Origin of the sequence: Actinomyces urogenitalis (genome assembly GCF_002861525.1) — a bacterium.
GTDB lineage: Bacteria > Actinomycetota > Actinomycetes > Actinomycetales > Actinomycetaceae > Actinomyces > Actinomyces urogenitalis.
Genome location: NZ_PKHA01000005.1, coordinates 61,693 through 73,339, shown reverse-complemented (window position 1 = coordinate 73,339; position 11,647 = coordinate 61,693). Strand labels below are relative to the sequence as shown.

The window sequence follows — 11,647 nt, the reverse complement described above, 5'->3', positions numbered from 1 at the left end:
CGGCGGCGTGGACAGCGGACAGGCTCGTGATGGGCGGGCCGCTGCCTGGTGCGCAAGGTACTCGCAGGTAGAGTCAGCGGCATGGCTAACGGACGCGGTTCTCGGGGTGAGGAGCGCCGTGCGCGCGTCTACCAGCTGCGTCCGCGCAGCCAGCAGGAGGACAGCGGCCAGACGCCCTCAGGCTCCCAGCGCCAGGGGCAGCCGGCGCGAGGCCGCCAGGCCGGCCAGGCGGGACAGGCGGGACAGGCGCGGCGGACGAGCGGTGGCGCTGCGCCCTCATCACGCAGCGGGAGCCCGCATGGCCAGGCTCAGCCTCGGCGTGAGGCCCGCTCCTCACGCCCTAGCGCGGCGTCCGGGAAACCGGCCAGCGCAGGCGCAGCGGCGAGTCGTGACCGTGCCGGACGCGGCGCCCGAACGTCGACCGGCCGCGGTCGAGGCGGACGTCCGGGCGCCGGACAGCCCGTCGTCGCTCCGGCCTCCCAGGGCACAGGCGAGTCGGCGGCACGCGCTCGCGCGGCCGCAGCGCGACGCGCCGCCGAGCAACGGGCTGCGCAGCGACGTGCTCGTGCCCGTCAGGCAGCCGGTGGCGGGTCCGGCCGTCCGCCGTCGGGCTCTCGTGCAGGTGCGCAGCGCGCACCCCAGCCACGCTACGGGCTCAGGCGCGCCCTGGTCTTCGGCGTGGCGATCGCCCTCATCGCGGCCTTCTGCCTGGGCCTGGTCTTCACAGCCATCTGGGTGCGCGAGACCATCCGCCAGCAGGATGCTGAGCGTGCGGCTATCGCCACGCCTACGAGCTATCCGGTGCCGGCGGCCTGCAATCCGCAGGACATCGACGTCTCGGTGACGGCTCCCTCGCAGACCCCGGTCGGCGCGGGGGTCACTGCGGCGCTGACGCTGCGCAACAACGGGGGGCAGGCCTGCCTGCTTGACGTAGGCGGGGCGAACCTGGGCCTGGTGGTGAGCTCTGGGAGCGCGACGCTGCTGAACTCGGCCATGTGTACCTCCAACCCGGCCAACCACAAGCTGCTCGTGGACGCTGGGGACTCAGCCTCGGTGTCCTTGTGGTGGGACGGCACGGTGGCCTCGTCCTCCTGCGTCAGCGCAGCCGGCGCCGCGGCGAGCCCTGCTGCCACCCCCTCACCGAGCGTGCAGGAGGAGCAGACGCAGCAGGATGCTGCCCAGGCCGACCCGCAGGCCGCGGACCAGAGCGCTGAGGGCGGCGAGGCGCAGGCTGAGCAGACGCCGGCCGAGGGCGGCGGGGAGGCAGCTGCGACGGCGCAGGCGAGTGACCCGGCGAGCCAGGAGGCCGCGACGCCGTCCGCCAGCGCGCAGGCGACGGAGCCCGCCAGTCACCAGCCCACTGCGCTCAGCGTCAGCGGCGGCGGCTCGTACGCGACGGCTGGGACCTACCAGCTTCGCCTCCAGCTCGCTGGGCAGGACCTGGGGCCCCAGCTCCTTCTGGTCATCACCTAAGGCTCGTGGAGCCTGAGGCGAGCCGGTGCACGGCCTCCAGGCCGGGTGGCAGGCTCCCCCAGGCTGGTGAGCCGGCGGGCTCAGGAGTAGCGGTCGACCAGGGAGATCTCAGCCAGTCGGGACAGGCCGTCACGCAGGGTGCGTGCCCGGCGTGGGCCGACGCCGTCGAGGGCCTCCAGCTCCTCCAGGCTCACGCCCAGCACGGCCTGCAGGGAACCCCAGTGCTCGACGACGGCGCGCGCAGTGACCAGGGGGAGCCGCGGGATCTTGGACAGGATGCGCAGTCCCCGGGAGGCCAGGGAGGCGTCAAGGTCCTGCCCGTCCGGGCCGCCCAGGCCCATCGAGCGCGCTACCATCGCCAGGTCCAGCAGGGCGGGGGACCCCACCCACTTCAGACGCGCCTCGACGGTGGTGGTGTCCAGGCCGTCGGGCAGGTAATCGGCTAGGAGGAAGTCACGCTCGGCCATGAGCCCGCGGGTGAGCTCCTCGTGCTGGAGAGCCAGCAGCCGTCCATCAGTTCCCAGCTCGACGACGTATCCGTCCACGTCGAAGGCGATGCGGCGCACCATCTCCAGCAGCTGGACGGCGGTGGCCACGTCTCGCACGGTGACCAGGTCCTCGATCTCCAGGGCGTCTAGGCTCGCCGAGGTCTGGGCTAGGCGGGTGGTATAGCGCTCCAGCGTGGCTAGCGCCTGGTTGGCGCGAGCCAGAATCGCCTCGCTGGGCTCGATGACGTGACGCTTGCCGTCGACGTACAGGGAGATGATCTGCATCGACTGGCTCACGGAGATGACTGGGTAGCCGGTCTGCCGGGCGACGCGTTCGGCGGTGCGGTGACGCATCCCGGACTCGACCGTCTCGACCGAGGAGTCGGGCAGGAGCTGGACGTTGGCCCGCCGGATCCGTCCTGCGGCACGGTCCACGATGACGGCCCCGTCCATCTTGGACAGCTCGCGCAGGCGTGCGGCTGACAGCTCGACGTCGAGCTCGAAGCCGCCGGAGGAGATGGCCTCGACCGTGGAGTCGAAGCCGAGGACGATGATCGCACCGGTCCGCCCGCGCAGGATCCGCTCCAGACCGTCACGCAGCACGGTCCCCGGCGCGATGAGAGCCAGGGTGTCGCGCAGGGTGGGGGAGTGGGGATCGGTCATGACTGGGGCTCCTGGGAAGGACAGGGCGAGGCGAGAGCCACGTGGCGGCTTTGCGTGCGAATCGTATCGGGGACCTGTCAGGGGCGCCGTGACCTGCGTCGCTCTGAGATGGGCGGGCTCAGCCCCGCGGCAACGCGGCTCCCACCGCCTCCCCGACATGTGAGACGGGCAGGACCTGCAGGCCCGGAACGGCCCGCAGCTCCTGGGAGCCGGCCAGGGGCACGATCGCTCGGTCAAAGCCGAGGCGGGCGGCCTCCGCCAGGCGCCGTTGGATGCCGACGGTCGCGCGCACCTCACCGGTCAGTCCGACCTCTCCGAAGGCGACCAGCCCCGGGGGAGTGGGGAGGTTCTGCGCGGCCGAGACCACGGCGATGGCGACTGCCAGGTCTGTGGCGGGCTCAACGGCCCTCGCCCCGCCCACGGTGGAGACGTAGACGTCCGAGGAGGAGGTGTCCACCCGCAACCGCGCCGTGAGGACGGCCAGCGCCATGGCCACGCGCGAGTGGTCCACGCCTGAGGTGGTACGCCGTGGCGAGCCAGCTGCCGTCTGCGCCACAAGGGCCTGGACCTCGACGGGCATAGGGCGGCGCCCCTCCAGGGTGACGGTGGCACAGGTGCCGGGAACCTCGCTGCGCGCTGCGGACAGGAACAGGCCGCTGGGGTCCGCCAGTCCCACGATCCCGCGCTCTCCCAGGTCGAAGCATCCGACCTCGTCCGTTGGCCCGTAGCGGTTCTTCACCGCTCGCAGCAGTCGCAGCCGGGCGTGCCGGTCTCCCTCGAACTGGCAGACCACGTCCACCAGGTGCTCCAGCACGCGGGGCCCAGCGATCCCGCCGTCCTTGGTGACGTGACCGACCAGCAGGACGGGGATGGCGCGTTCCTTGGCTACGGCGATGAGGGCGCCGGCCACGGCCCGGACCTGGGTGACCCCGCCTGCCGACCCCTCGACCTGGGCGGAGGCGATGGTCTGCACGGAATCGACGATGAGGAGCGAGGGGCTGGCGGCCTCGACGTGCCCGAGGAGGGCACCGAGCTCGGTCTCGCTGGCGAGAAGCAGGGCGGGGTCGATCGCGTCGATCCGCTCGGCGCGCAGGCGGACCTGGCTGGCCGACTCCTCTCCCGTGACATAGAGGACAGGACCCTCACCCCGCTCGCGGGACATCGCAGCGGCCTTGGCTGCGACGTCGAGCAGGAGGGTGGACTTGCCGACTCCCGGCTCCCCTGCCAGCAGGACCACGGCGCCTGGCACGATCCCGCCGCCGAGCACGCGATCGAGCTCGCCGACCCCGGTGGAGCGTGCCCGCGCCTCCTCTGCGCTGACCTCGCCGATGGGGCGTGCAGGTGTGGACGGCCGGACCACGGACTGCTGCGCCAGCGCCGTGCCCTTGGTGGTGCCGGCCTCGGTGAACTCCTCCAAGGTGCCCCACTCGCGGCACTCGCGGCACTGGCCCAGCCACTTCGGGCTGGTCCAACCGCACTCGGTGCACACGTAGGACACGCGGTTCTTACGGGAACCGCGGGCTGTGCCGGAAGTCGTGGTCGAAGGCATGGCAGCAGGCTAGCGCTGCATGGCGGGCCCCCGCCCCTAGCCATCAGTGCTGGCCGTAGACGTTCTGGTAGCGGTCGTTAAGGCGGTCAACGAGGTCCTGCGGGATGAGGTGGATCTCGCCTCCCTGGCGCGCCACGTGGACGGTCTTGGCGACCTCCTCGCACATGACGGCGGCCTTGACGGCGGCGCGTGCGTCCTTGCCGATCGTGAAGGGACCGTGGTTGGCCATGAGGACCGCGGGGGACTTGGAGTCGCGCAGGGTCTCAACGATGCCGCGGCCGATCGAGTCGTCGCCGATGAGGGCGAAGGGGCCGATCGGGATCTCGCCGCCGAACTCGTCCCCCATCATGGTCAGGGCGCAGGGGATGGGCTCGCGCCGTGCGGCCCAGGCGGTGGCGTAGGTGGAGTGCGTGTGGACCACGCCGCCCACGCCCTCCATGTGGCGGTAGACGTAGGCGTGAGCCGCCGTGTCCGAGGACGGGACAAGGTGCTCGGGCGTGCCGTCCGCGATCTTGGTGCCCTCCAGGGTGCACACCACCATGTTCTCCGCGCTCAGCTCGTCGTAGGAGACGCCGGAGGGCTTGATGACGAACAGGTCGGTGGGCTCGGGGCCGTTGCCGCGGTCCACGGTGACCCTCTCGGAGACGTTCCCGGCGGTCCACACCACCAGCCCCCAGCGGGGCAGCTCGGCGTGCAGGGCCGCCACGCGCTCACGGGTAGCGGCGACGGCGGCCTGGAGCGCGTCGTCGAGCTCGGCTAGGACGGGGACGGTGGTCATACAGGCTCCTGTGAGACGGGGCGGGGCTCCAACGGTGGAGCCGGACCGCCGATGTGAACGTTCACTTAGGTGTCATGGTAGCGGCTCCCGCCCGCAAAGTCGCCCGGAGGGGGGTGGAAAATGCGTTCGTGCCCGAGCCAGGACCTCCTGGCTCGGGCACGAACGCGGCGTCAGGTCTGCGGGATCAGGCCTTGTTCAGTGCCTGGGTCGCGACCTCGGCCACGTGCTCGGGCGTGAAGCCGTACTCCTTGAACAGCAGCGAGCCCGGGGCGGAGGCGCCGTAGTGCTCGAGCGAGACGATCGCGCCGTCGTCGCCCACGTACTCGCGCCAGCCCATGGCGATGCCGGCCTCGATGGCCACCTTGGTGGCGTCCTTGGGCAGGACGGAGGCGCGGTAGGCCTCGTCCTGGGCGTTGAACCACTCCAGGCAGGGGGCCGAGACCACGCGCGTGGGCGTCCCGGCCTTCTGCAGCAGCTCACGGGCGCCCAGCGCCACGCCCACCTCGGAGCCAGTGGCCACGAGGACGACGGCGGGGCTCGCCTCGGCGCCGGAGGCGTCAGTGGCCTCAGCCAGGACGTAGGCGCCCTTGCGCAGCCCCTCGCGAGCGGCCTGCGGGGTCGCAGCGACCTGGAGGTTCTGGCGGCTGAGGATGAGGCCGGCCGGACCGCGCTGCTCCAGGATCGCCAGCCAGGCGGCCGCGGTCTCGTTGGCATCGGCCGGGCGCACGACGGCGAGACCGGGGATGGCGCGCAGGGAGGCCAGGTGCTCGATCGGCTGGTGGGTGGGGCCGTCCTCACCCACACCGATCGAGTCGTGCGACCACACGAAGGTCGAGGGCAGGCCCATGAGCGCGGCCAGACGGACGGCCGGGCGCATGTAGTCGCTGAAGACCAGGAAGGTGCCGCCGTAGGGGCGGGTCAGGCCGTCCAGGGCAATGCCGTTGAGGATGCCACCCATGGCGTGCTCGCGGATACCGAAGTGCAGGGTGCGGCCGTAAGGCCCGTCGCCGTCGTTCTGAGCGAGGCTGGCCGGCAGGAAGGAGGGCTCGCCAGCCATCGAGGTGTTGTTCGAGCCGGCGAGGTCGGCCGAGCCTCCCCACAGCTCCGGCATGACCGGGGCCAGGGCGGTGAGCGTCTTGCCGGAGGCGGCGCGGGTGGCCACGGACTCGCCGAGCTCCCAGGTGGGCAGGGCGCCGGCCAGGTCCTTAGGCAGGGTGTGGGCCTCCAGGCGCTCCAGCAGGGCAGCGCCCTCGGTGTTAGCGGACTTCCATGCCTCGAAGCGTGCGTCCCAGTCCTCGTGGGCGGCCTTGGCGCGCTCGGCAACGTGTCCGCGGGTGTAGGCCAGCAGCTCGGCGGGGACGTCGAAGCTCTTGGCTGGGTCCAGACCGAGGGCTTCCTTGAGGCTGGCGACCTCGTCGGTGCCGAGCTTGGAGCCATGGGAGCCGGCCGTACCCTGTTTGGTGGGCGAGGGCCAAGCGATGATGGTGTGCAGGCGGATGAGGGTGGGGCGCGTGGTCTCGGCGCGAGCCTCCTCAAGCGCGGCGTGGAGGGCCTCAAGGTCCTCGAGGTAGGTGCCGCCCTTCTTCCAGTCCACGTCCAGCACCTGCCAGCCGTAGGCGGCGAAGCGTGCGGAGGGGTCCTCGGTGAAGGAGATGTCGGTGTCGCCCTCGATGGAGATGTCGTTGTCGTCATAGATGGCGATGAGGTTGCCCAGCTGCTGGGTTCCAGCCAGGGAGGCGGCCTCGGCGGCCACGCCCTCCTGGAGGCAGCCATCGCCCATGATCGTGTAGACGAAGTGGTCGAAGACGGACTCGCCGGCCGGGGTAGCGGCGTCGAACAGGCCGTGCTCGCGGCGGGCAGCCATGGCCAGGCCGACGGCGTTGGACAGGCCCGCACCCAGCGGGCCAGTGGTGGTCTCCACGCCCTTGGTGTGGCCGTACTCGGGGTGGCCGGGGGTCAGGGAGCCGGCTTGGCGCAGCTGCTCCAGGTCGCTGACCTCCAGGCCGTAGCCAGCCAGGGTCAGCTGGACGTACTGCAGCACGGAGGCGTGCCCGGCGGACAGGACAAAGCGGTCGCGACCCAGCCACTGCGGGTTGGCCGGGTCGCAGGCCATCTCGTACTGGTAGAGCAGGTAGGCGACGCCGGCCAGGGAGATGGCGGTCCCCGGGTGACCGGATCCGGCCTTCTCGACGGCGTCGGCCGCCAGTGCCTTGGAGACGGCCACGGCCTTGCGGTCGTCGTCGGTCAGAGAGAAGGGGGCAGGGCTCATCGCTTGAGGCTCCTTTGTCGTGGGTGGGGCGACGATGAGTGTTGCCCCGACTGTGCTGATCCTCCCGCGCGAGGGTGCGCTGGCTCAACTGCACAGCACGCCCGCGGACGGGAGGTGGTGTTCCCGCCCCAAAAGTATCAGGGGAGAACAAAAGTGGGGAGGGACGTATGGTCAGGCCTGGCTGCGCTCGAACTCGCAGATGCGCTCAACCTTGGGGCCGGAGCGGCCGTTGGGGTCGAACTGGCCGGCCAGGTACTCGCGCAGGAAGACCTTGGCGCTCTCGGGGCCCACGACCTGGGAGCCCATGGAGATGAGGTTGGCGTTGTTGGACAGGCTGGCGCGCTGAGCCTGGTAGACGTCGGCCACGCAGGCGCAGTAGGCGCCGGGGACCTTGTTGGCGGCGATGGACAGCAGGATGAGAGCCGGCACCGGGCTGTGCAGGAAGAAGGCGGAGCCCCCAATGCCGATGCCGGAGAAGGCCAGCATGAGCGCAGCCAGACCAGCGTGGTTCTGACGGCGGTCCGCGACCTTGGGCAGGATGATGACGCCGATCAGGGCCACGGCCCACGGAATGGCCGTGATGAGGGGGGCCTTGAGGCCGGCCTCGCCGTTGATCATGTTGACGACCTGCTTGGGCAGGAAGAAGGTCAGGCCGTAGACCGAGGCCTGGATGCACAGGTAGATGAGGCAGAAGTAGAGGATGCGCGGGTCAAGCATGGCCTGCTTCCACGAGATCGGCTTGGCCTCGTGCTTAGCGGCCTCCTCGTGGGCGATTTGCTCGCTGAGGTGCTCCTTCTCGTCCTGGGTCAGCCAGCGGGCGTTGGCGGGGCGGTCAACCAGGACGAAGGGGCAGATGAAGCCGGCGACGACGGCCAGGAGGCTCTCGACCAGGAACATCCAGTGGATGCCGTCCATGCCCAGCAGGCCGTCAAGCTCCAGCAGACCGCCGGACAGCGGGTTGCCGAACATGTTGGCGATGGGCAGGCCCATGTAGAACAGACCCGTGGCCCAGGAACGGCGCGCTGCCGGGTACCAGTAGGTCAGGTAGAGCATGACGCCGGGGAAGAAGCCGGCCTCGGTGATACCCAGCAGGAAGCGGAGGGTGTAGAAGCTCATCGGCCCCTGGACGAACATGAAGCAGGCGGCGACTCAGCCCCAGCTGATCATGATTCGGGTCATCCACCACCGTGCACCGACCCGGTGCATGATGAGGTTCGAGGGGACCTCGAAGACGGCGTAACCGATGAAGAAGAGCGTGGCGCCGAAGGTGTAGGCGGCAGTAGAGACGCCGTAGTCGGCCTCCCAGGCCTGCTGGGCCCAACCGAGGTTGGTGCGGTCAACGAAGGCGATGACGTACATCAGCAGCAGGAACGGGATGAGGCGCTTGGTCACCTTGGACAGAGCGGACTCAACGATGGCGGGCTTGGGTGTGAAGCCCGTACGCAGAGGGGGTGGTGGGTCATGCGTGACCTCCTTGTCACGTCTGACGGGATGGTAGGTGGTAGGCGACGTGAGGTCGCCGCGGGGTGTTGAGGGCGCACCCTCCCTGTGCGGGGGAGGCGAGTACGTGCGTCCCCCGCACAGGTGTGGCCGTGGAAGGCCTGGTGAGACGGCGTCGTCCTTACTTGTTGTTGAGGTAGGAGCGGATGACGTCGCGGATGTACTCGGCGTTCTCGACGCCTACGCCGAGCCAGTCCGAGCCGTAGTGCTCGACCATGAAGGGGCCGGTGTAACCGAGCTTGAGAGCCTTGCGGATCACGGCGCGGTAGTTGATCGTCCCGTACTTGAGCGGGACAGGCGCGGACATGTAGGAGCCGGTGGCCGGGTCCTCGTCACGGATGTAGTTCTTGATGTGTCAGTAGTTGGCGTAGGGCAGCACGATGTCGTACATGTCCTCGCCCTTGGGCATGGGACGGTGCAGGCGGATGAGGTTGCCGATGTCCGGGTTGATGCCGACGGCGGCGTGGTCGATGTCCTTGAGGAACTGGACTGCGCCCTCGGGGGTGCCGAGGAACGTGTCCTCGTACATCTCCAGGCTGATCTGCATGCCCAGGCTCTGTGCGTGCTCGCCCAGCTCGCGCACGCGCTCTACAGCCTTGTCATACAGCGCTGGGTCGTCATGGTGGCCGTCAGCCAGCCAGAACCACAGGGCCTCCTTCTGGGCGGGGTAGAGCTCCTGGAGGAAACCGACGTTAACGAACTTGGCGCCCAGCTCGGCGCCACGGTCGATGGTGCGGTGGACCATTGCCAGGTTCTCGTCGCCACGCTCGGTGTCGATGACCGAGTTGCGCCCGATCGAGATGGCGATGATGCGCAGGTCGAGGTCGTCCAGGACCTCCTTGAGCTCAGCGAAGCGCTCGTCGCTGATGTCGCCGATCGGCACCCAGTCGTCCATGGGGTCGATGTAGCGGTAGCCCAGCTCGGCCACCTGGGTGAGTTGCTCGCGCCAGACGCTCGCGGGTGCCTGCGCGGCGAGCTGGCCGTCCTCGGTGTAGGGGCCGTAGCTGATCTTGGCCGCGATGGGCCAGCCGTCTGCTGTGTACACGTCATCCTCCTTGATGTCGTTCCTTGGGGGTGTGTCAGGGTGTGTTGGTCCTGGCCTGGCACGCTGGAGGGCGGGCCCGGCTTGAGGGCAAGTGGTGGGGCGGGTGTCAGGAGCGGGTTGCCAGCTCCTGGGAGATAGCGGTGACGATCTGCGAGAAGGAGACCGCGCCGGGGTCGGGGTGTCCCAGAGAGGCGTCGCCGTGGGTCTTGGCGCGTCCCTTGCGGGCGGCCATGTCTGCAGTGGAGGCCGCAGCCTGGGTGGCGATCTCGGCCGCGTCTCGGAAGGCGGAGGCCAGGTCAGTGCCGGCCTCGCTCATGGCTTGGACAAAGGGCTCGGTGGCGTCGACCATCGTCTTGTCACCGACCTCGGCCCCGCCGACCTCGGCCCCGCCGAACTCGGCCACGGCGCGAGCCCCGGCTGCGACCGCCTGGACCAGGTCGCCGTCGTCGGTCTGGGTCTCGTCGCTCAGGCGTGAGGCGATCGTCTCCAGCGCGCGACCCCACAGGGCGCCGGACGTTCCGCCAGCGCCCTCTGCCCAGGCCTGGCCGGCCAGGGTCAGCAGCGTGGCTGCTCCGACCTTGGCCTCCAGCGCGGTGTGCGCGGCACTGGCGGCAGCCGTAGCGCCCAGGACCATGCCCTGACCGTGGTCGCCGTCCCTGGCGATGGAGCCGAGCTGGCCGAGGGACTCGGCGTTGGCCTTGCAGGTGCGGGCCACGAGGTCAAGCAGCTCGGTCACCCGCCGTGCCTGAGCCACGGAGGATTCGGCGCCCGGGGTGATCTGGGCGGCGGCGGCGTCCTTGACCTCACGGCGGGCTCCGCTGAGAGAGGCGCCGTCAACCTGGCCGCGAGTGAAGGCGGGGGTGTAGGCCGGGGCGGTCCACAGCTCCTCCAGCTCCTCGTCCAGGAAGCACACCGTCAGGGAGACTCCGGCCATGTCCAGGCTCGTGACGGCCTCGTCAACGACGGGGGCCACGATGGTGAGCCCCGCCTGCTCCAGCAGCTCGGCGATGTCCCCGTACAGGACGAAGAGCTCCTCGTACTTGGCTGCGCCCAGGCCGTTGACGATGACGGCCACGCGGCCGTGGTAGCCGTCCTTGCCGCGCTCGGGCTCCTCAGCCAGCACACCGGAGACCAGGCGCTGGGCGACCTCGGTGGCTCCCACCAGCTGGTGACTGGACAGGCCGGGCTCACCGTGGATCCCGAGCCCCAGCTCGTAGGTGCCGTCAGCCACCTCGAAGAGGGGCTCGGTGGCGCCCGGCAGGGTCGGCCCGGAGAAGGCGATGCCGAGGGAACGGGTGAGGTCGTCGGAGCGCCAGGCCAGGGCCTCGACCTGGTCAAGGTTGTCCCCGCGTGCGGCAGCCGCACCGGCGACCTTGGCCACGATGAGGTCCCCGGCGATACCGCGGCGCTCGTGGTGCTTGTCCGGCTTGCCCGAGGCGACGTCGTCGGAGATGGTCACGATGCGAGCATCAATGCCCTCCTCGGCCAGAGCCTTGGCTCCCTGGCCGAACTGGAGGCAGTCGCCGGCATAGTTGCCGAAGAGCAGGAGCGTGCCGGCTCCGTTGTCCGCCGAGCGGGTCACGGAGATGACCTGCGAGGCAGAGGGGGAGGCGAAGATGTTGCCGCACACGGCACCGTGGGCGATGCCGGGGCCCACCCAGCCGGCGAAGGCCGGGTAGTGCCCGCTGCCGCCACCGACGACGACGGCGACCTCGCCCTCGGGGGAGGTCGCCGCGCGCACGACGCCGCCGTGGACGGGCTGGACCAGGTCAGCGTGGGCGGCGACGAAGCCACGCAGGCTGTCGGCAGCAAAGGTCAGTGGGTCGTTGACCAGGAATGTCGCGGTGAACTCCTTGATGGGCTCCGTCGCATCCTTGCGACG

General features: G+C 70.3%; 10 protein-coding genes. 1 reads left to right on the top strand and 9 read right to left on the bottom strand.

Annotated features, from left to right (window positions below; all coding sequences use genetic code 11):
- Positions 1 to 81 precede the first annotated feature (81 nt).
- The gene (locus tag CYJ26_RS10595) at positions 82 to 1,473 is read left to right on the top strand and encodes a hypothetical protein (RefSeq protein WP_145990770.1); all 1,392 of its coding nucleotides are present in this window, start codon (positions 82 to 84) and stop codon (positions 1,471 to 1,473) included.
- A gap of 80 nt (positions 1,474 to 1,553) precedes the next feature.
- On the opposite strand, the gene disA is transcribed toward CYJ26_RS10595, so the two are convergent.
- From disA to CYJ26_RS06085, 9 genes are all read right to left on the bottom strand, one after another.
- Entirely contained in the window at positions 1,554 to 2,624 is a 1,071-nt protein-coding gene (gene disA / locus CYJ26_RS06120; RefSeq protein WP_006548296.1) for a DNA integrity scanning diadenylate cyclase DisA, read from the bottom strand.
- Between the two features lie 118 nt (positions 2,625 to 2,742).
- Positions 2,743 to 4,173: a DNA repair protein RadA gene (radA, locus tag CYJ26_RS06115; RefSeq protein WP_024036091.1), complete on the bottom strand. Its 1,431-nt coding sequence runs from the start codon at positions 4,171 to 4,173 to the stop codon at positions 2,743 to 2,745.
- Between the two features lie 43 nt (positions 4,174 to 4,216).
- Positions 4,217 to 4,951, bottom strand: a complete 735-nt coding sequence (locus CYJ26_RS06110) for an L-ribulose-5-phosphate 4-epimerase (protein ID WP_006548298.1) — start codon at positions 4,949 to 4,951, stop codon at positions 4,217 to 4,219.
- A 184-nt stretch (positions 4,952 to 5,135) separates the two neighbouring features.
- The gene (gene tkt / locus CYJ26_RS06105; RefSeq protein WP_006548299.1) at positions 5,136 to 7,220 is read right to left on the bottom strand and encodes a transketolase; all 2,085 of its coding nucleotides are present in this window, start codon (positions 7,218 to 7,220) and stop codon (positions 5,136 to 5,138) included.
- Positions 7,221 to 7,391: 171 nt separating this feature from the next.
- Positions 7,392 to 8,354, bottom strand: coding sequence for an MFS transporter (locus CYJ26_RS06100; protein ID WP_101638135.1), 963 nt, complete (start codon positions 8,352 to 8,354; stop codon positions 7,392 to 7,394).
- Positions 8,355 to 8,369: 15 nt separating this feature from the next.
- Positions 8,370 to 8,612: an MFS transporter gene (locus CYJ26_RS06095; protein WP_006548301.1), complete on the bottom strand. Its 243-nt coding sequence runs from the start codon at positions 8,610 to 8,612 to the stop codon at positions 8,370 to 8,372.
- A 229-nt stretch (positions 8,613 to 8,841) separates the two neighbouring features.
- Positions 8,842 to 9,027: a hypothetical protein gene (locus CYJ26_RS10820; protein ID WP_006548302.1), complete on the bottom strand. Its 186-nt coding sequence runs from the start codon at positions 9,025 to 9,027 to the stop codon at positions 8,842 to 8,844.
- A 48-nt stretch (positions 9,028 to 9,075) separates the two neighbouring features.
- On the bottom strand, positions 9,076 to 9,765 hold the full coding sequence (locus tag CYJ26_RS06090) for a sugar phosphate isomerase/epimerase family protein (RefSeq protein WP_006548303.1): 690 nt from the start codon (positions 9,763 to 9,765) through the stop codon (positions 9,076 to 9,078).
- A 106-nt stretch (positions 9,766 to 9,871) separates the two neighbouring features.
- Positions 9,872 to 11,599, bottom strand: coding sequence for a dihydroxyacetone kinase family protein (locus CYJ26_RS06085; RefSeq protein ID WP_276327962.1), 1,728 nt, complete (start codon positions 11,597 to 11,599; stop codon positions 9,872 to 9,874).
- Positions 11,600 to 11,647 lie beyond the last annotated feature (48 nt).

Coding starts and splice junctions, on each gene's coding strand:
- CYJ26_RS10820 (WP_006548302.1), bottom strand. CDS start 9,027: ATGTCCGCGCCTGTCCCGCTCAAGTACGGGACGATCAACTACCGCGCC.
- CYJ26_RS06100 (WP_101638135.1), bottom strand. CDS start 8,354: ATGTTCGTCCAGGGGCCGATGAGCTTCTACACCCTCCGCTTCCTGCTG.
- radA (WP_024036091.1), bottom strand. CDS start 4,173: ATGCCTTCGACCACGACTTCCGGCACAGCCCGCGGTTCCCGTAAGAAC.
- disA (WP_006548296.1), bottom strand. CDS start 2,624: ATGACCGATCCCCACTCCCCCACCCTGCGCGACACCCTGGCTCTCATC.
- CYJ26_RS06110 (WP_006548298.1), bottom strand. CDS start 4,951: ATGACCACCGTCCCCGTCCTAGCCGAGCTCGACGACGCGCTCCAGGCC.
- CYJ26_RS10595 (WP_145990770.1), top strand. CDS start 82: ATGGCTAACGGACGCGGTTCTCGGGGTGAGGAGCGCCGTGCGCGCGTC.
- tkt (WP_006548299.1), bottom strand. CDS start 7,220: ATGAGCCCTGCCCCCTTCTCTCTGACCGACGACGACCGCAAGGCCGTG.